Source organism: Bradyrhizobium sp. 160 (genome assembly GCF_023073735.1).
GTDB lineage: Bacteria > Pseudomonadota > Alphaproteobacteria > Rhizobiales > Xanthobacteraceae > Bradyrhizobium.
Genome location: NZ_JADPKD010000013.1, coordinates 1 through 24,242, shown reverse-complemented (window position 1 = coordinate 24,242; position 24,242 = coordinate 1). Strand labels below are relative to the sequence as shown.

At 63.3% G+C, this 24,242-nt stretch carries 18 protein-coding genes and 1 pseudogene; 17 read left to right on the top strand and 2 right to left on the bottom strand.

Features of this window, described 5'->3' with window-relative positions; all coding sequences use genetic code 11:
- Positions 1-37: 37 nt before the first annotated feature.
- The 9 genes from IVA98_RS06240 (at position 38) to IVA98_RS06200 (ending at position 11,203) form a co-directional block, all read left to right on the top strand.
- The gene (locus IVA98_RS06240) at positions 38-988 is read left to right on the top strand and encodes an ABC transporter permease (RefSeq protein WP_247354476.1); all 951 of its coding nucleotides are present in this window, start codon (positions 38-40) and stop codon (positions 986-988) included.
- Positions 989-1,026: 38 nt separating this feature from the next.
- A complete protein-coding gene (locus IVA98_RS06235) occupies positions 1,027-1,905 on the top strand; it encodes an ABC transporter permease (protein ID WP_247354475.1) in 879 nt (292 codons plus the stop codon).
- A 53-nt stretch (positions 1,906-1,958) separates the two neighbouring features.
- Positions 1,959-3,269, top strand: a complete 1,311-nt coding sequence (locus IVA98_RS06230) for an NAD(P)/FAD-dependent oxidoreductase (RefSeq protein ID WP_247354474.1) — start codon at positions 1,959-1,961, stop codon at positions 3,267-3,269.
- A gap of 186 nt (positions 3,270-3,455) precedes the next feature.
- Positions 3,456-4,325 carry a GNAT family N-acetyltransferase gene (locus IVA98_RS06225; RefSeq protein ID WP_249816806.1) on the top strand — a complete coding sequence of 290 codons (870 nt, stop codon included), beginning with the start codon at positions 3,456-3,458 and terminating at the stop codon, positions 4,323-4,325.
- A 27-nt stretch (positions 4,326-4,352) separates the two neighbouring features.
- On the top strand, positions 4,353-5,522 hold the full coding sequence (locus IVA98_RS06220) for an alanine racemase (RefSeq protein ID WP_247354611.1): 1,170 nt from the start codon (positions 4,353-4,355) through the stop codon (positions 5,520-5,522).
- Positions 5,523-5,595: 73 nt separating this feature from the next.
- Complete coding sequence (locus IVA98_RS06215; protein ID WP_247354473.1) at positions 5,596-7,059, top strand: aldehyde dehydrogenase family protein; 1,464 nt, start codon at positions 5,596-5,598, stop codon at positions 7,057-7,059.
- Positions 7,060-7,108: 49 nt separating this feature from the next.
- Positions 7,109-8,182, top strand: coding sequence for a phosphotransferase enzyme family protein (locus IVA98_RS06210; protein ID WP_247354472.1), 1,074 nt, complete (start codon positions 7,109-7,111; stop codon positions 8,180-8,182).
- A 77-nt stretch (positions 8,183-8,259) separates the two neighbouring features.
- Positions 8,260-9,588 carry an aspartate aminotransferase family protein gene (locus IVA98_RS06205; RefSeq protein WP_247354471.1) on the top strand — a complete coding sequence of 443 codons (1,329 nt, stop codon included), beginning with the start codon at positions 8,260-8,262 and terminating at the stop codon, positions 9,586-9,588.
- Between the two features lie 292 nt (positions 9,589-9,880).
- Complete coding sequence (locus IVA98_RS06200) at positions 9,881-11,203, top strand: NAD(P)/FAD-dependent oxidoreductase (protein WP_247354470.1); 1,323 nt, start codon at positions 9,881-9,883, stop codon at positions 11,201-11,203.
- A 184-nt stretch (positions 11,204-11,387) separates the two neighbouring features.
- On the opposite strand, the gene IVA98_RS06195 is transcribed toward IVA98_RS06200, so the two are convergent.
- Both IVA98_RS06195 and IVA98_RS36920 read right to left on the bottom strand, forming a co-directional pair.
- Positions 11,388-12,821: an FAD-binding oxidoreductase gene (locus IVA98_RS06195; protein WP_247354469.1), complete on the bottom strand. Its 1,434-nt coding sequence runs from the start codon at positions 12,819-12,821 to the stop codon at positions 11,388-11,390.
- Positions 12,822-13,523: 702 nt separating this feature from the next.
- Entirely contained in the window at positions 13,524-13,655 is a 132-nt protein-coding gene (locus IVA98_RS36920) for a hypothetical protein (RefSeq protein ID WP_256468155.1), read from the bottom strand.
- A gap of 180 nt (positions 13,656-13,835) precedes the next feature.
- Here IVA98_RS36920 and IVA98_RS06190 point away from each other — a divergent pair, with 180 nt between their 5' ends.
- The 8 genes and pseudogenes from IVA98_RS06190 to amaB all read left to right on the top strand — a co-directional run bounded on the left by IVA98_RS06190 (position 13,836) and on the right by amaB (position 23,885).
- The gene (locus tag IVA98_RS06190; RefSeq protein ID WP_247354468.1) at positions 13,836-15,305 is read left to right on the top strand and encodes an FAD-binding oxidoreductase; all 1,470 of its coding nucleotides are present in this window, start codon (positions 13,836-13,838) and stop codon (positions 15,303-15,305) included.
- On the top strand, positions 15,302-16,387 hold the full coding sequence (locus tag IVA98_RS06185; protein ID WP_247354467.1) for an ABC transporter substrate-binding protein: 1,086 nt from the start codon (positions 15,302-15,304) through the stop codon (positions 16,385-16,387). The genes IVA98_RS06190 and IVA98_RS06185 overlap by 4 nt, the downstream gene beginning before the upstream one ends.
- Positions 16,388-16,415: 28 nt before the next feature.
- Positions 16,416-17,516 carry an ABC transporter ATP-binding protein gene (locus IVA98_RS06180; protein ID WP_247354466.1) on the top strand — a complete coding sequence of 367 codons (1,101 nt, stop codon included), beginning with the start codon at positions 16,416-16,418 and terminating at the stop codon, positions 17,514-17,516.
- Positions 17,517-17,519: 3 nt separating this feature from the next.
- Complete coding sequence (locus IVA98_RS06175; RefSeq protein ID WP_247354465.1) at positions 17,520-19,292, top strand: ABC transporter permease subunit; 1,773 nt, start codon at positions 17,520-17,522, stop codon at positions 19,290-19,292.
- Between the two features lie 35 nt (positions 19,293-19,327).
- The gene (gene dapA / locus IVA98_RS06170; protein WP_247303490.1) at positions 19,328-20,233 is read left to right on the top strand and encodes a 4-hydroxy-tetrahydrodipicolinate synthase; all 906 of its coding nucleotides are present in this window, start codon (positions 19,328-19,330) and stop codon (positions 20,231-20,233) included.
- A 105-nt stretch (positions 20,234-20,338) separates the two neighbouring features.
- A complete protein-coding gene (locus tag IVA98_RS06165) occupies positions 20,339-21,136 on the top strand; it encodes an IclR family transcriptional regulator (protein ID WP_247354464.1) in 798 nt (265 codons plus the stop codon).
- An 8-nt stretch (positions 21,137-21,144) separates the two neighbouring features.
- On the top strand, positions 21,145-22,290 hold the full coding sequence (locus IVA98_RS06160) for an alpha-hydroxy acid oxidase (protein WP_247303493.1): 1,146 nt from the start codon (positions 21,145-21,147) through the stop codon (positions 22,288-22,290).
- Positions 22,291-22,319: 29 nt separating this feature from the next.
- A pseudogene (gene amaB / locus IVA98_RS06155) lies at positions 22,320-23,885 on the top strand (L-piperidine-6-carboxylate dehydrogenase).
- The last annotated feature ends 357 nt before the right edge of the window (positions 23,886-24,242 follow it).

Here is a 24,242-nt window from a genome sequence, read left to right as displayed (position 1 = left end):
GCTGCGGATGGCATTGCCACGCTAATGGAGGACTCAAATGTCCGCCTTCCTGCTGAATCGCCTCGTCCAGAGCATCGTGCTGCTGGTGATCGTCTCGATCATCGGTTTCACGGTTCTCAACCTCATGCCGGGCGGCCCCCTCGCGCAATTCGGGCTCGACCCCGGCATGACCCAGAAGGACGTCGAGCGGCTCGCTTCACAACTGGGCCTCGATCGCCCCCTGTGGATCCAGTATTTCGACTGGGCCTGGCGACTGGTGCAGGGCGACTGGGGACACTCTTTCCGCGACGGCTCTTCCGTGCTCGCAGTGATCGGTCGCCATCTGCTGGCGACGCTGCTGCTGATGGGCACATCCACCGCGTTGGCGATCGCGGCCGGCACGTGGATCGGAATCCGCGGTGCCACCCACCGCTATTCCCTCTTCGATTACTGCGCCACTGTCGGCGCCATGGTGGCGCTGTCCGTTCCGACTTTCTGGTTCGGCCTGATCGGCATCTACATCTTTACTCTGAAGCTCGGTTGGGTGCCCGCAGGCAACATGTACACGATCGGCGACGGCTCGGTGCTGGACTATCTGCATCACCTGATCTTGCCGAGCCTGGTGCTGTCGCTGGTTCATGTCGCGATCTGGAGCCGTTACATGCGGACGGCAACGCTCGATGCGCTCAGTCAGGATTTCGTCAAGACGGCCCGGGCCAAGGGCGTGAGCGAACGCCGCATCTTGCTGAAACACGTCATCGGCAATGCGCTGTTGCCGATGATCACGCTGGCAGGGATGCAATTGCCCAGCATTCTCACCGGCGCGCTGGTCACGGAGACCGTGTTCACCTGGCCGGGCATGGGGCGGCTGTTTCTCGACAGCCTTGGCTACAGCGACTATCCGGTCGTGATGGGGCTGTTGATCTTCTCGGCCACCCTGGTCGTGTTGGGCAATCTGATCGCAGATATCGTGATCGCCACCGTCGATCCACGCATTCGCCTGGCCTGAGCCTGCGGACTCACGCCAGATAAGAGGAGCGAGTAGATATGACCACCATCGTCGCGCACGCAGCTCCGACCCGCTGGTGGAACAGCCGTGCCGTTAACCGCTTCATGCGCCACCATCTGGCACTGCTGGGAATCGCGATGATCACGCTGCTTGTGCTGGCGTGCGCCATCGGTCCCTATGCTCTACCCTACGACTCCCTCCAGATCGATCTACGCGCCCGCTTTGCTCCGCCCCTGACAGGCAACCATTATTTCGGCACGGATCCTTTGGGGCGTGACCTCGCCGTGCGGCTCTTGATGGCCGGGCGCGTCTCGCTGGCGGTGGGATTCTCCGCGATGTTGCTATCGACGTTGATCGGTACGCTCGTCGGCGTGACGGCCGGTTATCGCGGAGGCTGGGTCGGGGCGGCACTGATGCGGATGGTGGATGGCTTCCTGGCCTATCCCTCGATCTTCCTCGTGCTGGCGCTGGCCGCAACGCTGCGGCCGAGCCCGGTCATGATCACCGTGATCATTGCCGTCACGAGCTGGATGGAGACTGCGCGAATCGTCGAGGCGGAGGTCCGCTCGCTGCGCGAGCGCGAGTTCGTCCAGGCTGCGCGCATGGTCGGGCTTAGCAGGGCGCACATCATGTTCCGCGAGATCCTGCCCAATGCCATGGGTCCCATCATCGTCGCCGCAAGTCTGGCCGTCGCGCGCGCGATCCTTCTGGAGGCCTATATCAGCTTTCTCGGCTACGGCATCCAGCCGCCGCTGCCCAGCTGGGGCAACATGCTCAATGGCGCCCAGCAATATCTGGCGAGCGCTCCCTGGCTCGCCATCATTCCCGGCGCCGCCATTACGATGGCGGTGACGAGCTTCAATTTCATCGGTGACGGTCTGCGCGATGCACTCGACGCTCGAAACGACCACATCTGAACGATTTGAACCGAGCCGCGGCTGAACCCATCAACCATACGAGAAGCAAAGCCATGCACGCGCCGAGAGTTGCCGAGAAGGCCACGCCCTATTGGTGGGAAGCCGCGCCGCTTGAGCCACCGCGCCAGCAGCCAATAGCCAAGAAGCTCGACGTGTTGATTGTGGGCGCGGGCTATGCAGGGCTCTCGGCCGGTCTGGTGCTGGCGCGCGAGGGCCGCTCGGTTGCGGCCTATGATGCCATGGACCCTGGCGAAGGAGCTTCGACGCGCAACGGCGGTATCACCAGCGGATCCATTCGGCCCGACTACGCGACGCTCACGCGCCGGTTCGGAGATGAGAAGGCGCTGGCGATCGAGGCGGAAGGCAAGGCCGCGCGCGAGTTCCTGTACGATTTCATCAGGATGGAAGGCCTCGCCTGCGACTTCCAGCCGGTGGGGCAGTTCAAGGGCGCCTTCGGCTATGAGCAATACGAGGCCATGGCGCGCACCGCGGAGAGGCTCGCAAGGAAACTTGGAATCGAAGCTTACGCAGTTCCGTATGCCGAGCAGCGCAAGTACATCGGCACCGATTTCTATCGCGGCGGGACGGTTCGGATGGACATCGGCGGGCTGCACCCGGCGAAGTTCCACGCCGAACTGCTGCGGGTCGCGCTCGCTTCTGGACTGACAGTCCACGCGCGGACGCCCGTGATCTCGATCGACAGAGATGGCTCCGATTTCCGCGTCGTCACCGCGGCCGGTCCGGTGCAGGCGCGTCAGGTACTGGTGTGTACCAACGGTTACACCGACGGCGCCGTACCCTTCCTGCGCCGCCGGCTGGTCCCGGTCCGCAGCCGGATCATTGCAACGGAAGAGCTTGCACCCGAAGTCATGGCGCGGTTGATGCCGAAACGCATGATGATCACGGAGAATCGGGAGGTCGGCTTCTATTACCGGCCTTCGCCCGATGGCAAACGAATTCTGCTCGGCGGCCGCGACAGCTCCCGCGTCGGCGATCCCATCGCTCCGAAGCTGCTTTTGCGCAAGGGCTTGGTCAATCTATTTCCGGAACTGGAGAGCGTTCGCCTCTCGCACAGCTGGTTCGGCAATGTCGCCATGAACCGCGACATGATTCCGCGCATTTTCGAAAAGGACGGCATCGTCTATGCAACCGGCTTCTGCGGCTCGGGCGTGGTCTGGGCGCCATGGGTCGGAATGCATGCCGCCCAAAAGCTCATGGGACACGAGGAGCGGGCGCGCACCGCGTTGGACTTCAGGCCTCCAGCCTTCATCCCGTTCTATCGCGGCAATCCGTGGTTCATGCCTGCGTTCATTCAGAGCTACCGGATGCGTGACCGGATCGCGATGTGGCGCGCCAGCCGCTGACGGCAGATTGGCTGCGATGCTGCATCATCTTCGAAACACTATGCCGAACTTTGCTCCAGCTTGGTTGCGTAATGCCGTCGAGCTCAAGATACGCTGCAGGCGATCCGAGGACCAACAGAAAGCCCTCATCACCATCGGCCACTGGCGATTAGTCGGGCAACTCCGAGCAAAAGACATCGAAGCATCATGACAAGCGCAGCGTACCAGGGAAATCGTGTCGAAGAAAACGTGGTCCTGGTTCCCTTCGCCAGAGAGCATCTGCACCGCGCCCTAAAGCTCTCGCAGGAGATGTCCTGGCCCTATCGGCTTGAGGATTGGGATGTCGCGCTGCAGTTGGGCCATGGCTATGTTCTCCAGCGCTTAGGTGAGGTGATCGGGACCGCGGCCTGGTGGCCGTATGGCGACACCTATGCGTCCGCCGGGATGATTATCGTGGCGAAAGCCGCCCAGGGCCGCGGCTACGGGGCGCGCCTGATGGACGCGCTCTTGGCGTCCGCGCGCCCACGGACGGTCATGCTGAATTCGACGGCGGAAGGCATCATGCTCTACCGACGCCGTGGCTTCGTGCCTTTAGGGACCATCCATCAGCATCACGGCATCCCACGAGGGTGTTTTGAGATGCCGCCGTCCGGCCTCATCAAGCCGATGGCTGTATCGGATTTTGAGGCCATCACGCGGCTCGATCAGGAAGCTACGGGTTTGGAGAGGCGGCGGATGCTGGATCGACTCCTCCAGAGCGGTGATGGCTATGTCCTGCAACGTGGCGGCACGCCGCGCGGCTACGCCATCTGTCGCCTCTTCGGCCGCGGCCATGTCATCGGCCCTGTCGTCGCCGATAGCCCGGCCGATGCCCGCGCGTTGATCGAGGCTGCGCTCGCACCGCTCGGGCGTTCCTTCGTCCGCATCGACACCTCTGCCACGTCGCAGCTCGGAGAGTGGCTCGATGGCATCGGCCTGCAGCAGGTCAGCGACGCCACGACCATGATCCTGGGGACACCGGCGCCTTCGACCGGACCAGCGCGCCTGTTCGCGTTCGCTAACCAGTCGTTTGGCTAAGGAGACATCGACGTGGGAAGCTCGGATTTGCGCGGACTGACTATCGGAAGCAGCGAGACGGCCGAAACGGTGGGCGCGCTGGCAACACCGGCCCTCCTGCTAGACAAGGACCGGCTCGATCGCAATCTCGCCCGTCTATCATCGCGTATGGAAGCGCGAGGCGTCGTGCTGCGTCCCCATATGAAAACGGCGAAATCCATCGACGTCGCGCGACGCGCTCATCGGTCGGGTCCTGGACCAATCACCGTCTCCACCTTGGCGGAGGTAGAGTATTTCGCCCAGCACGGTTTCAAGGACATCACCTATGCTGTGGGTCTGGCGCCACATACCGCCGAGCGAGCGATGCGTCTCCGGAAAGCAGGTATCGATCTCAAGGTGCTGCTCGATTCGCCTGAGCAGGCGGTGATGCTGGGCGCGGCCGGCCGCGCCGCCGGCGTGACCCCGTCCGCCTTCATCGAGATCGACTGCGACGGTCACCGCGGTGGGCTGACCGCCACCGATCCCAAGCTCGGCATGGTCGCGGTCGCCCTGGCCGAGGCCGGCGTTAAACTTGCCGGCATTCTCACCCATGCCGGCGAATCCTATAGCCTCTCCACGCCGGAGGCTCTTGAGGGCGCGGCCGAGAATGAAAGGGCCGTGGCTGTCGCCGCTGCGGCGGCGTTGCGGGCCGCGGGGCATGAATGCCCCATCGTGAGCGTCGGCTCGACGCCGACTGCCCATTTCGCGAAAGACCTGACCGGCGTCACGGAAGTGCGGGCGGGCGTCTACATGTTCTTCGATCTGGTGATGCACGGCGTCGGTGTCTGCACGACGGGCGACATCGCGATCTCGGTGCTCGCCACCGTGATCGGTACGAAGCCGGAGAAGGGCTGGATCTTGGTCGACGCAGGCTGGATGGCGTTGTCGCGCGATCGCGGCACTGCGGCGCAGGCGGTCGACCAGGGCTACGGCCTCGTTTGCGACCTGTCCGGCAAAATCTATCCTGACCTGATCGTTGCGCAGGCGAACCAGGAGCACGGCATCCTCGCCATCAGGTCCGGGTCGGCGCAGGCTTTGCCGGATCTTTCGATCGGCGCGAAAGTCAGGATCCTGCCCAATCACGCCTGCGCGACGGCCTCGCAACACGAGCTGTACAATGTCGTCTCCACCGGCAGCGACGCCATCGAAGCTCAATGGCCGCGGATGCGTGGCTGGTAGGGCTGGCCGGCCATTCCCGGCCCTGTTGTCTGCCGCTGATCAGCCCCCATTACCGCATCAAGGATCGCTTCCAATGACCTCGCACCTTCGACACCTCACGGAAGCCGGCTTTCTCGGAAAATTCTACATCGACGGAGAATGGCGGAAGCCAATCGGATCAGTCACGGCAGCAGCAACCGTCGTCAATCCGGCGACGGAGCAGCCGATCGTTGACGTCGCGCTCGGCGATGACGACGACGTGGACTGCGCCATCGCAGCCGCCAGGCGAGCCTTTGCCGGCTGGTCCACGACACCGCCTGCTGAGAGAGCGGCGCTGCTCGACCGGATTCACGCCTTGCTCCTTGAGCGGCTGGAGCTATTCGCGCAGGCGCTTACGTGCGAGATGGGAGCTGCGATCACCTACGCGCGCCGCGCTCAGGTGCCGTTGGCCGCCGAACATATCCGCCTCGCCCGCGACAATCTCGCGAATTATCGGTTCGTCGCCGCGCGCGGCAGCACCGCGATCATGCGCGAGCCAATCGGCGTCTGCGGCCTCATCACCCCCTGGAACTGGCCTCTCTACCAGATCACCGCCAAGGTGGGCCCGGCGATCGCGGCTGGCTGCACGGTGGTGTTGAAGCCGAGCGAATTGTCGCCGCTGAGCGCCTTGCTATTCGCGGAGCTGATGGACGATGCCGATTGTCCGCCCGGCGTCTTCAACCTCGTTAACGGGACAGGTCCAATCGTGGGCGCCGCTCTGGCGTCGCACCCGCAGGTCGACATGATCTCGATCACCGGCTCGACACGCGCCGGCGTTCTTGTCGCGCAAGCGGCGGCGCCCACGGTCAAGCGCGTTGCCCAGGAGCTCGGCGGCAAGTCGCCGAATATCATCTTGCCGGACGCCGATCTCAGCCGTGCTGTTCCGCTCGGCGTCGCCGGCGCCTTCCGCAATCTCGGCCAATCCTGCAGCGCGCCGATGCGCATGCTCGTGTCTCGCTCACACATGGAAGAGGTCGAGATCCTTGCAGGGGCGACCGCTTCTCAATTGGTAGTCGGCGACCCGCTTGCGGAAAACACGACTCATGGTCCGATTGCGAACCGTCCACAGTTTGAGCGAGTCCAGGCCATGATCGGTGTCGGCCTGGAAGAAGGCGCCAAGCTCGTCGTCGGCGGACCCGGGCGGCCCGGCGATCTTCAGATTGGCTTCTATGCGCGGCCGACCATCTTCTCGAACGTCCGTCCCGACATGAGGATCGCGCAGGAGGAGATATTCGGCCCGGTGCTGTCGATCATTCCCTACGACACCGTGGACGAGGCGATCGCGATCGCCAATGACACGGTCTATGGTCTCGGCGCCCACGTGCAGGGCACCGATATGGAGACGGTGCGAACCGTCGCCGGACAGATCCAGTCGGGTCAAGTCCATCTCAATTATCCTGACTGGGACCCCAATGCTCCCTTTGGCGGATACAAGCGTTCTGGCAACGGTCGCGAATACGGCATCGAGGGCATGGAGGAGTATCTTGAGACCAAGGCCATTCTCGGGTTTTTTCGATGAATGCTGGCAGCATCAGAAGCCGCTTTCAAGCACCGGCATAGAAACACCCGTGATTGCAACAGTCGACCAGCTTTCTTGCGCGTCAGCGTCAACCGAAACCTATTTTCGCGCGGCCGTCGCAGTCCTGGCCATGCGGTCCGACTCCTCCGGACCGGACATGTCGGCGGCGCTGCTGAAGCGTCACTACGGAGTGACCGGCTCGATCGCGACGTTGTCCTCCGAGATCGAGCGCACCGTTGAAGTCGACACCCCGGACGGCCGCCGGTGCATCCTGAAGACGTCGACCAGACCGGAGGCTGTCGACAGCTTCTGCTTCCAGACCTCAGCCTTGGCAGGCTTGGAGGGGGCTGTGGGCTTCGTTGCACCCGCAGTGCTGCGAACGAGCAGCGGGGAATTGATGTTTGAGGAAGAAGGCATATGCGGGTTCCTGCAAACCCGGCTCGAGGGCATTCCGCTGCACCAGGTGATGCGCACTCCCGACCTGCTATTTCGGACTGGACGCGCCCTTGCTCTGCTTGATTTAGCGCTTGCGCAAGTCAAGGTGCCTGCAGCCCACCGGCCCGTTCTTTGGCACGTCGGGTGCTGGTCGCGCCTGATGGAACTAGAGCAGTACCTGCCAAGCGGGAGCATTGCCGATTGCGTTCGCGCCGCCATGGCCGAGTATCTGGAGTTTGTCGAGCCACAAATCTCGAATGTCGTCTGGCAGGTCACTCATAACGATCCCAGTCCGTTCAATATGATTGTGACTGGCCGAGGTCTGGGCTTCATCGATTTTGGTGACGGCTGCTGGAGCCCCAGGATACAAGATCTGGCGATCGCAGCAGGCCACCTCGTATCAGATCCGACTCTTCCTCTCGGTGGCGCCGAACATCTCATTGGTGGCTATGCCTCTGTCATTGCGCTTTCGCCGCTTGAAGCAAGACTCCTCGTCGGACTGATGCGGGCGCGACAAAGCGCATTGATATTGGTCAATTACTGGCGCGCCCACCTTTTTCCAGCCGACGCCCAGTACATCAAAAAGAACGTCGCGCGTGCCGAGCACGGCCTTTCTATCCTGGAGCCTATGGATGGCGCATCGGGCGAGGCGGTAGTCATGGCGGCAGTATCGTCGTGCTTGCCGTGATGCCGCTTAGGTTTGGTCGATCGACAGGCCGTAAAATTGCGAAGTGACCCAGTATTCTTTCAGACAGGCAGCAGCACATGTCCACAGATCTCATGCCCAATCGCTACCGACCTGGCGAAGTAAACCTTCCCAGCCGCGAAACCGAGCTGATTGCTCGCCGGGACAAAGTTCTGGGCGCTTCCTATCGGCTCCAGTATCGCCGGCCCGTGCACTTCGTTCGCGGCGAAGGTATGTGGCTGTACGATCCCGACGGGCGGGCCTATCTCGACTTCTACAACAACGTGCCGTGCCTCGGCCATTGTCACCCGGAAGTAAACGCTGCAATGGCTGAGCAGGCGGGCCGAATAAGCGCCAATACGCGCTATCTCGAGCCAAAGCTTGTCGATTATGCTGAGCGGCTCGTCGGGACTTTCCCGGACGAGCTCGATCGCGTGGTGTTTACCTGCACGGGGAGTGAATCCAACGATCTGGCGCTTCGCATTGCGCGGTGTGCCAGCGGCAATGAGGGCGTGATCGTTTCCACCTACGCCTATCACGGCACGAGTGCTGCGACGGCCGCGGTTTCGCCGAACCTGGGCGACGCAGTCAAGCTCAGCCCGTTCGTGCGGATGGTGTCCCTACCCGGACCAGCGGGCATACCGGAAGCCCAGGCTGCGGATTTTTTCGAGACACAGATTCGTTCAGCCATGATGGATCTGAGCCGTCGTGGCATCGGCGTTGCGGCCATGCTCTTCGACAGTATTTTTTCCAGCGACGGCGTATGGGTGGATCCTCCTGGATTCATCGCGAGCGGAGTCGCGGCGGTGCAGGAAGCGGGTGGTCTCGTCATTTCCGACGAAGTTCAACCGGGCTTCGGACGAACCGGCGCCCGTATGTGGGGCTTTGAGCGCCACGGGATCGTTCCGGATCTTGTTACCCTCGGCAAGCCGATGGGCAACGGATTCCCGATTGGCGCTGTCGTTGGTCGCAGAGCATGGATGGACCAATTTGGTGCCACCTCTCGCTATTCGAACACATTCGCTGGAAACACAGTCGGAATAGCAACGGCGAACGCAGTGTTAACGATCCTGCAGCGCGACCAAATCCCGCAGAAGGCGCTTTCGATGAGCGAGCGCCTCCGCGCCGGACTGGAGAAGCTTGCAAAGCAACGTCATGAGGTTCGTGCGATCCGGAACGCCGGTCTCTTCTTTGGCGTCGATATAGGGCCCGAAGGAACCCCGGCGCCAAGCTGTCGTGCGATGGCTTTGGACCTGGTCAATGCAATGCGGGATGACGGCGTGCTTATCAGCACGACCGGGGCCAATGAAGATACACTTAAAGTGCGTCCTCCGCTCGTTTGCCAAGCCGAGCATATTGACCTGTTCCTGGCAGCCATGGAGCGCGCGCTCATCAATATCGCACGTTAGATCGCAGACCTCATCGGAGCGGCACCCGTTCCGGGGGCGAGCTGCGGCGCGGGCTACCAAACCCGATCACGCTTTAAACGAAATCTGCACCTGTCTTGGCAGCCACTACGCCGCCCTGCGCCGAACTGGGACTCGTTCGCGCTTGAGCAGCTTGTATCACTGAAGCGGTCAGAAACACGAACATCTTGCGAAGCCCTAGATGATTTCAGCACATTCTATCGGGCGCACCGTGCGAAGAAGGGCTGATCGGAACTGTGCTTCCGCGTTCTTGGCAGCCGAGGTTCGTTGGAACATGTCGCCCCACGTCGAGCGCATTCACAGCGATGAGCGTCTCGCGGCCGAGGCCGACGTCGTCATCGTTGGCGGCGGTATCCTCGGCTCTACGGCCGCCTATTACCTGGCGAAGCGCGGCCTCTCGGTGGCGCTCCTCGAGAAGGGCCACATCGCCTGTGAACAATCGAGCCGAAACTGGGGTTGGTGCCGTCAGCAGAACCGCGACCGGCGCGAACTGCCGCTCTCGGTGCTCTCCATGCGGCTGTGGGACGAACTCACGCGCGACATCAATCGGGACCTTGGATTTCGTCGCTGCGGTCTCGTCTACGCGACCCATGACGAGGCTGTGCTCGCGGGCTGGGAAAAGTGGCGCGAGGTCGCCAGGGAGTACGGCGTCGATACCCGTGTGCTGAGCCGGGCCGAGGTGGCCGAGCGCGTCCCCGAAGCGCGCGACAAATGGGTCGGCGGGACCTATTCGGAACGAGACGGCAAGGCCGAACCTGCGCTCGCCGCGCCGGCGATCGCTGAGGGGGCCAGAGTTCTGGGCGCCACGATCCACCAGGGATGTGCGGCGCGGGCGCTCGACTTGACCAATGGCAAGATTGCGGGCGTGCACACGGAGAAGGGCTACATCAGAACCAGCGCGGTGCTTTGCGCAGCCGGCGCCTGGTCCTCGCGCTTCCTTCGGCCGCTCGGGGTCAGTTTCCCCCAAGCGAGCATCCGGCAGACTGCGCTGCGTTCCACCCCCACAATCAATATCGGCGAGGCGGTCTCGACACCCTACTGCACGATCACGCGCCGACTGGACGGCAGCTACACACTTGCGATCAGCGGCAAGGCGAACCTCGAAATCACGCCCCAGGCTATCCGGTATAACCGGGAATTCATGCCGCAGTTCTTGCGTCGCCTGAAGAACGTCAGGCTCGGCGTCGGCCAATCGTTCGTTTCCGGGCCGGATTCACTTCCGGCGCTGCTGACCAACGACGATCGGATCTTCGAACGGAATCGCGTGCTGGATCCTCCGCCCTTGAAATGGCTGGTGAGCCAAGTGGTGGAGAGCGTCCGGAAAACCTTCCCCCAACTCGGCGAGATTAAGATCGACAGCGCCTGGGGCGGCTTCGTCGACTGCACGCCGGATGCAGTGCCCGTGGTGTCGCAGGTGGACGGGGTGAAGGGCCTTGTGCTCGCAGCGGGCTGCTCGGGCCACGGCTTCGGTCTGGGCCCCGGGCTCGGCTATCTGGCCGCAGAGCTTGTCGTCAACGACACGCCTTGCGTCGATCCCACACCATTCCGGTTGTCACGTCTGGTCGACGGCTCCAAGCTGGACATCGCCGCCATCTGAAGATCGAGCCGGAACTCAGGCCTGACGCGTACCCTGGCGTTTCCTTCCCAACTTGAGCCACTCCGAAGGAGTGGCTCTTTCTTTCTTTATGGACAAGACGATTTGGTTGATCGAGGCGGCCTCAGCCGAAGACCCACCGTTTGGGCCTGGACAAAAGCATCGCAGTTCGCCGGCCGACGGTTCATCAGGCAGACTTCCCGAACGGACCAACGATCGCGCCTGAGTTCATGATATCCGCTGGATCAAAGGCAGTCTTGATACGGCGCATCGCAGTGATGCGGCCGGCATCGCCGTACCGCTCCAGGAGATGCTTTTTGAACCGGCCGACGCCGTGCTCTGCGCTGAACGTGCCGCCGAGCGCGGCGGCCGTGTCGTAGAGTTGCAGCGACAGGCCGCTTTCGATCCGCCTGGTGAACTCCATGCGGTCGGCCTCCGGAGGAACGAGAACGTTGTAGTGCAGGTTGCCGTCGCCGACATGGCCGTACACGGAGAGCTCAAGGTCGGCGTCATACGATCGCACCTGCGAGCCTGCCAGATCCAGGAAGCGCTGAATGGACGAAAGCGGTACCGAGATGTCATGCTTGACCGATCCGTTCCGCCGCTTCTCGCCCTCCGGGATGGTCTCGCGGAGCCGCCACATCGCGGCCCGCTGCGATCCGCTCTGCGCCAGGAGCGCATCCTCGATCCATCCGGACTCGATCGCCTCAGCCAGAACGGCTTCCATCAGCTCGTCGAGGTCGAGATGGCGTGACGAAGAGGCGAACTCGACGAGGACGGCGCCTTCCGGGCCTGCTCGAAGGATGGACGGATCGGTCATTGCTTCGGTCGCGAGCGCGATCGATCGGGCTGCCATGAACTCGAATGCGGTCAGCAGGTCCGCGGATTCACGACGGATCAGAGCGAGAAGATCGGCGAGCGGCGCGCCCCGCGCCAGTTTCAGCCAGGCCGTCGCGCGGCGGGTCGGCAAGGGCGCCAGACGCATCACTGCGCCCGTGACGATGCCGAGAGTCCCCTCGCTTCCGACGAAGCACTGTTTGACGTCGTAGCCGGTATTGTTCTTCCGCAGCTTGCGCATGTCGGAGACTACCGTGCCGTCCGACAGCACCGCCTCGATTCCGAGTAGCAGATCGCGCGTCATCCCGTAACGCACGACGGATAGCCCGCCGGCATTCGTCCCGATGTTGCCGCCGATCTGGCAACTGCCTTCCGCGCCGAGGCTGAGCGGCAACAGAAGTCCGGCGGCCGCCGCGGCGTCCTGTACGTTCTTCAGGATGGCGCCGGCGTCCACAGAGATGCTCATGGAGACCGGATCGATTTCGCGAATCCTGTCCATCCGCTCGAGGCTCACGATAATCTGGCGTCCAGAGGCGTCCGGCGTCGCGCCTCCGCAGTAGCTGGTGTTGCCGCCCTGCGGAACGATTCCGATACCGTGGTGGGCCGCCAGCCGCACGATGTCGGCGACTTGCTTCGTCGTCGTCGGCTTCAGCACGGCAAACGTCGAGCCCGTGGAGAGCTGGCGTTGATCCGTCGTGTAGGTAGCCATCCGCTCCGGGTCGTCAACGAAGCCTCCGTCGCCGACAAGATCGCGAAAGGCCCGAACGTGTACTGACTGGGACATGCTCAGCTCCCGATTGGCATCGGGTCATATTTGCGCGCTTGTGCCGCATTGGCTGCCGTTCGGGGGGGCATTCGGAAGAAACCAATGCCGAATTGCTACGATTGTCGGCAGCTTGCGCCGCGGTCGAACACTTGATCGCGAAGCCTTTGGGACTTGAGAGGAGTGGTCGATGACTTCACAGGTAACCGCGCAAACTGTGGCTTCGGAGCGTGGGGTCGGAGGACGGACGTGGCGCACGGAGCTCGAGCCGATCGACGTCGGATGCGAAATGTGACGATGGGCCCTTGGTTAGATCGCAACCCGAACTGAATGTCGGCATCAGTGGTTGCGCCTCCGCGATTTGAACCTGCTTGGCTCTGCGTACGAACGGCGCCTATTGACGAACTATCGCGGGCTCAATTCGCCAGTTAGGCTGCCCTTCGATAGGAAAACAAGGCCTCCGAAATAGTGGGTTTAGCGATGTAGCGGACCTCCGCTTCCAATCGCGCGATCTTGTACGCCACACTACGATTTTCTTCGATTCCGCACTCTTGGTGCTAGACGCCTGAATCGCTCATTCAGATCGCACGGCCGTTGAAAGGCTTTCGACTCACTCCAGAGGTTCGGACCGGGCGCCCTCGTGTCGCGCTCATCCCGCGGCCTTCTTTCAACTGATGTTGACTGACACTCTCTTGCGACCGACTCAACGAGTCGCAGTGGGGTTCATTTCTGCGTCGCATGCTTGCCCGCCTTCGATGTCTTGCGGTTGTTCGACAGCCCGCTTGCGAAGCCCTGGGCCGCCACGATCAGCGCTTCGATCGCCCGCGATGATCTACTCCTGGTCGGCTTCGCCACTCCTGCAACGCTCGTTCCAGCTCCCGTTCTCTCAGGGCGGAGTTCTTTGATTCATCTCGTTCGGCCTTGACTCGCCGCGGCACGAAATTCATAGTTACCATAGTACGATTGAATTAATCGTAGTGCGATTATCGCGGCTTGACGGTCGGGCCATCGTCGGCCCTCCAGGGAGGCACATCGATGGCCTTGATCGAGGCACTCGAGCGGTTACTGGGTGATGCAGCCGTGCTGACACGCGAGGAAGACCTCGCGGGCGTGACCGAGGATTGGCGCGGCCGCTACCGGGCGCCGGCGCTTTGCGCGGTGCTGCCGTCGAACACGGAGCAGGTTGCGGCCGTCGTTCGTCTCTGCGCCGCGGGCGGCGTGCCGGTGCTGCCGCAGGGCGGCAACACCAGCCTGTGCGGCGGTGCCACGCCCTTCGAGCAGGGTGAGCGCCCCGTCATCGTCCTTCTGACTCGCATGCGGCGGATCCGCTCGCTCGATCCCGTCAACAACACGATGGTCGCCGACGCCGGCTGCGTACTCGCCTCCATCCAGGAAGCGGCGGCAGCGGCCGGGCGGCTCTATCCGGTGAGCCTCGGCGCCGAAGGGTCCTGCCAGATCGGCGGCAACATTGCCACCAATGCCGGCGGCACCGGCGTCTTGCGTTACGGCAACACCCGCGACAACGTGCTCGGTCTCGAGGTTGTGCTGCCGGACGGATCGATCTGGGACGGGCTCTATGCGCTGCGCAAGAACAACACCGGCTACGATCTCAAGCATCTCTTCATCGGCTCCGAAGGTACGCTCGGCATCATCACCGGCGCGGTGCTGAAACTGAATCCGCTGCCGACAGCGGAATCGGTCGCCTGGCTCGCTGTTGACGATCCGCAAAAGGCGCTCGACGTGCTCGGGCTGTTCCAGGCCGCCTGCAATTCGCGCCTATCGGCGTTCGAACTGATGAACGCCAAGCAGGTCCGGTTGGTGATCGAGCAGGTGCCGGGGCGGCGATGCCCAGTCGCGGACATCGACACTTGGCACGTTCTGGTCGAGCTCTCCGACACCGGCGACATCGCAGCGTTGACCGCAACGATGCAGGGTCTGCTCGAGCAGGCGCTTGAAGCCGGCATGATCCGCGACGGCGTCGTGGCGTCGAGCGAGGCGCAGCGCAAGGCAATGTGGCTGGTGCGTCACAGCGTCTCGGAAGCCAACAAGAAGGCGGGTGTCGGGCTGACGTCGGACAGCGCCGTCCCGGTTTCGGCGGTCCCCGCCTTCATCGCGCAGGCAATGCGCGCGGTGAACGACATCGTTCCGGATCTGCCCTTCGTCATCGTCGGCCATGTGGGGGACGGCAACATCCATTTGATCCCGTTCTTCACTTTTGCCGAGTGGGACTCCATGCCGGATCGCGATGCGGTCGGCGAGCGCATTCGTCATGCCGTCAACGATGTCGCAGTCTCACTCCGCGGTACGTTCAGTGCCGAACATGGGATTGGCCGCACCTTGATGCAGCAGATGTCGCGCTACAAGCCGCCGGTCGAGCTCGCGCTGATGCGCGCCGTGAAGCAGGCCTTCGATCCCAAACGCCTTTTCAATCCCGGCCAGGTTCTGCCGCCGTCACCAAGTGCCTCGCCATCAATCGCGCCATCACAGAGGGGACTGAAGACATGAGCCATCTTCCGAAGATCATCACCTCCCGCCGTCGCCTGCTGCTCGGTGCCGGAGCCGGCGCAATGGCAGTTGCCGCACCGGCGGTCTGGTCGCCCACCCGCGCCGCGGGCAAGCGCATCGTGGTGCGCGACGACGGCGGTATCTACACCAAGGCATATGGCGCGGTGTTCTACCGTCCGTTCACCGAGGCGACGGGAATCGAGGTCGTCGGCGTCCAGGCCAATGCCGAGCCGGTCGCCCAGATCAAGACCATGGTCGAGACCAAGAATTATACCTGGGACATGGCCAAGATCAGCTGGCCCGCGATCCTCCTGCTGACCACCGGCAACAAGGCCTATCTTGAAAAGCACGGCCTCGAGGCCGAGCCGGTCATCAAGTCGATCCCCGCGGAATTCATGTCGCCCTACGGCGTCGGTACCAACGTCTACACCACGGTCCTGGCCTATCGCACCGATGCCTTCAAGGGTCGCAAGGCGCCGCAGTCCTGGGCCGACTTCTGGAATGTCGCCGAATTCCCGGGCCGCCGCGCTGTGCGCAAGCACCCGTTCGACACCGTCGAAGAGGCGTTGATGGGGGCGGGCACGCCGACCGCGCAGGTCTATCCTTGCGACCTCGACAAAGCCTTCGCCTCGCTCGACAAGATCAAGTCACACGTTGCGGTGTGGTGGACCAGCGGCGCGCAGGTCGAGCAGATGCTGACCTCGGGCGAGATCGACCTGCTGCCGACCTGGGTGTCGCGTCCGCAGGCTGCGCAAGCAGCGGGCGCGCCGATCGAGATCGTCTGGAACCAGGGCATCTGGGGCGGCGACAACTGGTCGATCCTGGCCGGCACGCCAAATGCGGATGCCTGTCGCGAGTTCATCAAGTTCGCTTCCGACCCCAAGCGCCAGGCCGCGCTGACGGAATACTTCCCCGCCGGTCTCACCCAGCCGGAGGCCTTCCACTACGTCAAGCCGGAGATCGCCAAGAACTGCCCGACCTATCCCGACAACATCAAGGTCGGCCTGAAGATCGATGCGAAATACTGGCTCGACAACCAGGCGGCCGTGATCGAGCGCTTCGACAGCTGGGTCCTAAGCTGAGCCGTCCTGCCGCGGATTGGAGCCGTCCATGGTCTCGTCGAGCCTGCGCATCTCGAAGCTGTCAAAGTGCTATGGGGACTTCGTCGCCTTGGCGCCGACCAGTCTCGACGTCGGCAAGGGGGAGTTCCTCACGCTGCTCGGGCCGTCGGGGTCGGGCAAGACCACGCTGCTCAGCCTGATCGCTGGCCTCGCCCATCCCGACGAGGGGCAGATCCTGGTGGACGATGCCGATGTGACGCATAGCCCGGCCTATGAGCGCGACATCGGCGTGGTGTTCCAGAACTACGCGCTGTTTCCGCATATGACCGTGGAGGACAACATCGCCTTTCCACTGAAGATGCGGAAGGTGAACGATGCCGAAGCGCGCAAGCGGACGATGGAGGCGCTGGAGACGGTGCGCCTGCCGCAGGTCGCAAAGCGCTATCCGCGCGAGCTTTCGGGCGGCCAGCAGCAGCGCATCGCGCTGGCGCGCTGCATCGTCTATCGGCCCGCGATCATCCTGATGGACGAGCCGCTGGGCGCGCTCGACAAGAAGCTGCGCGACCAGATGCAGCTCGAGATCAAGCGCATCCATCGCGAGCTCCGCACTACCATCGTCTACGTCACCCACGATCAGGAAGAGGCGATGACGATGTCGGATCGCATCTGCCTGATGAACGCCGGTGCGATCGAGCAGCTCGGCACGCCCGAGGATCTCTATTTCCGTCCGCGTTCGGTGTTCGTCGCGGACTTCCTCGGCGAATCCAATCTGCTCGGCGCCACCGTGAGCGGTGTCGATGCGGAGGGGCTCGACATCGTGCTGGCCCATCAACACGCCGGATCGCGCGCCGTCGGCAACGGATCGCGCTTTTCCGCCGGCGAGCCGATCAAGATCATGGTGCGGCCGCAGAACCTGCACGTCGAGGCCGCAGCAAACGGAGCCGGCGGACTGACCGGCAGGCTGGTCGACGTGATGATCAGCGGCAGCCTGACTCGGCTCTATATTGCGCCCGAAACGGCCGGCCTGCCGCAGCTCGTCGCGGCCTACCCGACCCGCTCGAGCTCGGTTCCTCACGAGATCGGGCAGCTCGTTTCGCTCGGCTGGAATCCGGCGGACGCGGTCGCGATCCGCGACGGCGGAGGGCATTGAACCATGGTGTCGGCCAAGACACGCGTGCTAACGCAAGGCCAGATCTGGCGCTGGGTCGCGATGGGTGGCCCCCTTGCGCTGTTGCTCGCGTGCTTCCTGGTCTACCCCGTCGGCCAGTTGCTGCTGCTGAGCATTCATAACGACAACGGCTTCACGCTCGCGCAATATCGCCAGCTCTTCGCATCCTCGGTTTACGTCGACGTCCTCCTCATCACCCTGAAGATCTCGCTGATGACGACGCTGGTGTGCGTCATGACCGGCTATCCCATCGCCTATCTGATCTCGATCGTCGGCAAGGAGCGTAAGGCAAGGCTGCTGTTCTTCGTGCTGCTGTCGTTCTGGACGAGCTTTTTGGTGCGTGCCTTCGCCTGGGTGGTGCTGCTCGGGCGCAACGGCGTCATCAACAAGCTTCTCGCCTCGCTCGGCATGATCTCGACGCCGGCCGGCCTGCTCTACAATTTCGGCAGCGTCCTGGTCGGGATGGTGAATGCACTGCTGCCGCTCGCCGTACTGACGATGTTGTCGGTGATGGATAACATCGACCGCAACTTGCCGCGTGCGGCGGCAACGCTCGGGGCAAGGCCCGGCATGGCGTTCTGGAAGATCTATTTCCCGCTGTCGCTGCCCGGCGTCGCGGCCGCGGGCATCATGGTGTTCGTCACCGCCATCGGCTTCTTCATCGTGCCGGCGCTGCTCGGCGGTCGCCGCGAGACCATGATCACGCAGCTCATCATCGACCAGATCCAGCAGACTATGAACTGGGGCTTTGCCGGAGCGATCTCGGTGCTGCTCCTGCTCGTCGTGCTGATCGTCTTTGCCGCCTATGACCGGCTGCTCGGCCTGTCGACGATGACGGGAGCCGCCACCGCAAGGAAGGCCAAGCCGTCGCGCCTGAGCGGTCCGATCCAGAAGGCCGGCGATGCGCTGTTGACTATGCTAGGGCCGCTCTTCGACGGCATCATTCACCTGCTCTCCTCGCAGCGACGCAAGCCCAATCCTGACCAGCCGGGTCTCGGCTTGCAGGTCTTCGTCTGGCTCATGCTCCTGGTCATCAGCCTACCGACGCTCCTGATGATCCCGCTGTCCTTCGGTAGTGGTGGTCTCAACTGGCCGCCGCAAGGCTTCACGTTGCATTGGTATGAGACCGTGCTGACCTCGCCGGTCTGGGCGCAAGCGCTGCTGCGTTCGCTTATGGTCGGCGTTGGCACGGGGCTGTTTGCGATGCTGATCGGCACGCCCGCAGCCTTCCTGCTGGTGCGGAGCGAGATCCCCGCCAAGGCTGCCTGGCTCGCCTTCATCCTGTCGCCGATCGTCGTGCCGCGCATGATCATCGCGGTCGGACTGTTCTACCTGTTCGCGAGCATCGGTCTGGTTGGCAGCGCCCTCGGTCTGATCCTCGGGCATACGGTCGTCGCGGTGCCCTATGTGGTGATAACCATGATGGCGGTGCTGCGCAATTACGACACGCGGCTTGACCTTGCGGCGCAGAGCCTCGGCGCGCGGCCGGTCGCGACGCTACGATACGTTACGTTTCCGATCCTCGGCGCCGGCATGATGTCGTCGTTCCTGTTTGCCTTTGCCACCTCGTTCGACGAGCTGACGATTGCGCTGTTTGCGACCGGCGGCCTCAACGCCACGCTGCCCAAGCAGTTCTGGGACGAGGTGACGCTTCAGGTCTCGCCCGTGATCGCTGCCGTCTCCACCTGCCTGTTCGTCTTCATGGGGCTCTTGATCTTCTTCGCGGAGCGCCTGCGCCGGCGCGCCGCAGCGAGCTAGGCCTTCAACGCCATCAAAACTGAGGTTTCTCTTCCATGCTCACTGCATCTCGTCTCCGCGGCCTGTTCCCCGCGATTCCGACCCCGGTGAAGGCCGACGACACCATCGATGCCGCCGCGGTCTCGGCGTTGTTCGCCTGGCTGATCAAGCAAGGTATCGACGGCGTCGTGCCGCTGGGCGGCACTGGCGAATATGGCGCGCTGGCGCGTGCCGAGCGCATCAAGATGGCGGGGCTATCGGTAAAAGCGATGGCGGGCAGGGGGCCGGTGATCGCGGGCGTGCTCGACACCGGCTTTCACGATGCCCTGCAGGCGGGGCGTGAATTCGCCACTGAGGGCGTGGACGGTTTGCTCGTCCTGACCCCATACTACACCAATCCGACTCAGGCCGGCATCCGCGACTATTTTCTACGCTATGCCGATGCCTCGCCGGTGCCCATCCTGATCTACGAGATCCCCTACCGAACCCGGATCGCGATCGAGCCCAAGGTCCTCCATGAGCTCTCAAGGCATCCCAACATCATTGGTATGAAGGCCTGCAATCTCGACATGTATCACTTCCTCCAGGTGGTTGCTGACGTTGACGATAGCTTTGCGGTGCTGAGCGGCGAAGACAGCCTGTTTCCGCTGCACCTCGCAGCCGGCGCGAAGGGCGGCATTATCGTCACGGCGTGCCTTCTGCCGCGCGCCTGGCGCCAGATCTATGAGACGGCGATTGCGGGCCGCACGGCGGAGGCACTGAGCCTGCATCGCCGGTTGATCCCGCTCATGAACATGGCGTTCGCGGAGACCAATCCGGGGCCGATGAAGGCGGTCATGGACATGATCGGCATCGACGCGCCACGCATGCTGGCACCACTGCTGCAACCGGCGCCGGCGCTGGTGTCCGCCCTGCGCGCCGAGTTCGGCAAGCAGTTGGCGGTTTCCGAGAACGTTGGATGATGGAGGCACGGCAACATGGCGCGTAGTGGCCAGGGTGGTCCACGGAAAACCGGCAAAGCCAAAAGCCCGCCGAAAGCTCGTGCGGGGACGGGCTCTGAAAAAAGGGTGGCCAAGAGCACGACGCCGGCACGCTCGTCCCTGTTCGTTGGCTCGACCGAAAAGGCATTCCAGGTCCTGCACGCCTTCGATGGGCCGCGCCGCTTCATGACGCTTGCCGATATCGCCCGCGCGGCTAATCTCGATCGCAGTGCCACCCAACGCCTGGTCTATACGCTGGAATCGCTCGGCTACCTCAGGCGGATCGAAGGTACACGCAACTACGGTCTGACCGCGAAGGTGCTGCAGTTCTCGCACAGCTATCTCAAGGCCCACGAGCTCATCGACAAGGCCTCGCCGTATCTTCTGGATATGAGTCGAAATCTCGGCGAGACCTGCAACCTGCATGAGCTCGATGGCCATGAGGTGGTGTTCGTCGCTCGCTTTCCCGGCCGGCATCTCATTCATATCGACTTCGTGATCGGCAGCCGGCTGCCGGCCTACTTCACGGCGTCCGGTATCGCCATCCTGGCAGCCTTGCCAGAGAATGAGCGGCAGGACCTGCTGAAGCGGACACGGCTCGAGCCGCTCACGCCGTACACGATCACCGATCCCGACAAGCTGCGCGAGCAGGTGCACCTCGCGGCCGCCCGCGGCTATTCGATCCAGATCAACCAGAGCGTCATGGGGGATATTTCCGTCGCGGCGCCGGTCATCGACGAGCACGGACGAGCAGTTGCCGCGGTCAACATTTCCGTCCCTACGACGCGTTGGACCACCGAGCGTGTCGAGGCCGAGCTGGTGCAGCACGTTCACGTCGCCGCGACTTCGATCTCGAAATCCAAGTTCAAACGCCACGCGGCTTGAAGATGCCGATGCTCCTCAATGCAAGCGATTATCGTCAACGCGCTCGGCAAGTCCTTCCGCGCGGGCTGTTCGAATATATCGATCGGGGCACGGAGGACGAGACGGCGCTGCGGCGCCTGCGCAGCTCGCTCGACGCTATCACCTTGATGCCCGCAGTGCTGACAGGGCATGACAGGCGCGATTTCGAGACGATGCTATTCGGTCGAAAGCTGGCAGCGCCCCTCGCGGTGGCGCCAACGGCGCTTGCCGGTCTCGTCGCCCATGATGGCGAGACCAAACTCGCACGCGCAGCCTCGCGGGTAGGGATTCCCGTCTGTATCTCGACGCAGTCGGTAACCACGGTGGAGACGATCCGGCGCGGCGCGCCGGACGCGCTGCTCTGGTTCCAGCTCTATGTCTGGCGCGATCGCGCGCTGACCGAGCGTCTTCTGGAACGGGCGACTGCCTGTGGCTGCGAGAACCTGCTCGTGACTGTCGACACGCCGGTCTCGCCGAACCGGGAATATAATCAGCGCAGCGGTTTCGGTATCCCATTCACTCCGCGGCTGCGCAGCATGATCGACATGGCACTGCATCCGACGTGGCTGTTCGGGGTCCTTGCGCGCTATCTCGTCACCGAGGGTATACCGAACTACGCTCACTATCCGCACACATTTCGCACCGCCGTGACCCGCGCCGATATCTGCGAGGCGGTCCGGCTCGAGCCGCGGCTGAGCTGGGACGACATGCGCTGGCTGCGCGAGATCTGGCCAGGCAGGCTCACCATCAAGGGTGTGCTCACGGCTAAGGATGCCGAACAGGCAGCCGAGATCGGCGCGGATGCGATCGTGGTCTCCGCCCATGGCGGACGGAATCTCGATTGCCTGCCGGCGCCGGCGGACTGCATTCCAGCGATTGCGGGAGCGGTCAAGGGGCGTCTAACCATTCTGGCGGACAGTGGCGTCCGCCGCGGCACGGATGTCCTGAAATATCTGGCCTTGGGTGCAGAGGCAGTTCTTCTCGGCCGCTTGCCGCTATGGGGTCTTGCCGCGGGAGGAGAGACGGGCGCCGAAGCCGCCCTGCGCATGATCTTGCGCGAGATGGATACCGCGATGGCCTTTCTCGGAGCGGATCGCGCTCCGGACTTGCGTCCATGCGCGCAAACGAACAATTGAATTTAGACGCCAGTACTTGGAAAACCGCCATGTCCACCAGATCAGCATCGCCTAAGTCCTTCAGCAGCGCCGGCCTTGCCGGCGAAGTCGACGGACTCCTCACAAGCCTCGGGGTTCGCCGTCCCGACTATACGGAAGGCACGCTGGTCGTTCGCACGCCGATCACCGGCGGAATGATCGGGCGGGTCACCGAGATCGGCGCCGCCGAGGCCGCTTCCGTGATCGAGAGGACCCACGCGGCTTTCCTGGTGTGGCGCCTCGTGCCGCCCCCCAGGCGCGGAGAGCTGGTGCGGCTGTTCGGCGAGGAACTGCGCGCCAACAAGGAGGCTCTCGGCCGGCTGGTCTCGATCGAGGTCGGCAAGATCGCTTCCGAGGGCCTCGGCGAGGTCCAGGAAATGATCGACATCTGCGATTTCGCGATCGGGCTGTCACGCCAGCTCTACGGCCTGACGATCGCGACCGAGCGTGGCGAGCATCGCATGATGGAGAGCTAGCATCCGCTCGGCGTCACCGGCATCATCTCGGCTTTCAACTTTCCCGTCGCCGTCTGGGCCTGGAACGCTGCGCTGGCCTTGGTGTGCGGCAACAGCCTGGTCTGGAAGCCGTCGGAGAAGACGCCGCTAACCGCGCTTGCAACGCACGCTCTGTTCGAGCGCGCGCTCAAGCGCTTCAACGAAGCCGGCGGCGGCGCGCCGCAGGGGATTGCAGCGGTGCTCTTCGGCGGCCGCGAGATTGGGGAGGCGCTCGTTGACCATTCGAAGGTCCCCCTGGTGTCGGCGACCGGCTCGACGGCAATGGGTCGCGCGGTCGGTCCGCGGCTCGCCAAACGGTTCGCCCGCGCGCTGCTAGAGCTCGGCGGAAATAACGCGGCGATCGTCGCGCCGACCGCCGACCTCGATTTGACGCTGCGAGGCGTTGCCTTTGCCGCAATGGGGACCGCCGGGCAGCGCTGCACGACGCTGCGCCGCCTGTTTGTGCACGAGAGCGTGTATGAGAGCTTCGTGCCGCGTCTGAAGCAGGCCTATGCATCCGTGACGATTGGCTCGCCGCTGGAGAGCGGCACGCTGGTGGGGCCCTTGATCGATGCAGGGGCCTATCGCGCGATGCAGAGCGCACTCGAAGCTGCAAGGGCAGCTGATGGAAAGGTCTATGGAGGCGAACGGGTCGTTGTCGAGGGCGCGCCCGACGCTCACTATGTCCGCCCTGCTTTGGTTGAGATGGCAGCGCAGACGGGGCACGTCGAGCACGAGACCTTCGCGCCGATCCTCTACGTGATGAAGTATCGCGATTTCGATTCCGTGCTCGCGTTGCACAACGCCGTCCCGCAGGGGCTGTCGTCGTCGATCTTCACCAACGACCTGCGCGAAGCTGAAACGTTCCTGTCGGCGCGCGGCTCCGATTGCGGGATCGCAAACGTCAATGTCGGCCCGTCCGGCGCGGAGATCGGCGGCGCATTCGGCGGCGAGAAGGAGACCGGCGGGGGGCGTGAATCCGGATCCGATGCTTGGAAAGCCTATATGCGGCGCGCGACCAACACCATCAATTACGGTCGCACGCTCCCGCTGGCTCAAGGCGTCGAGTTCGACGTGATGTGACGAGCTTCGGTCCGGGAAATTTTGCTCGATGGGTAGATCTTGGCGTGAGGGATTTCCAAGAAGCACTCTTGGCGAGTTATGCTGCAGAGCGATAGCAAACAGGTGTTTAGCAGTGGTCCGCGCCGCTTCCCGAACAGATCACCGGATGAGAATGGCTGACGTAGCGATGTGCTAACGGCCTCTCACGTGAGCAGGTCGGTGCCGTTCGAATACCCATCCCTTGCAGGGAGAGACGCTTCCACATTTGGAAACGCCTGCTAGAGCGTTAGCCGATCAGGTTGCAAGTATCCCGCGGCAGTGAAGTAGTTTGAGGATTCTGCGGGCGTGTAAGTGTCGATGATGCGCCCGACGGCATCC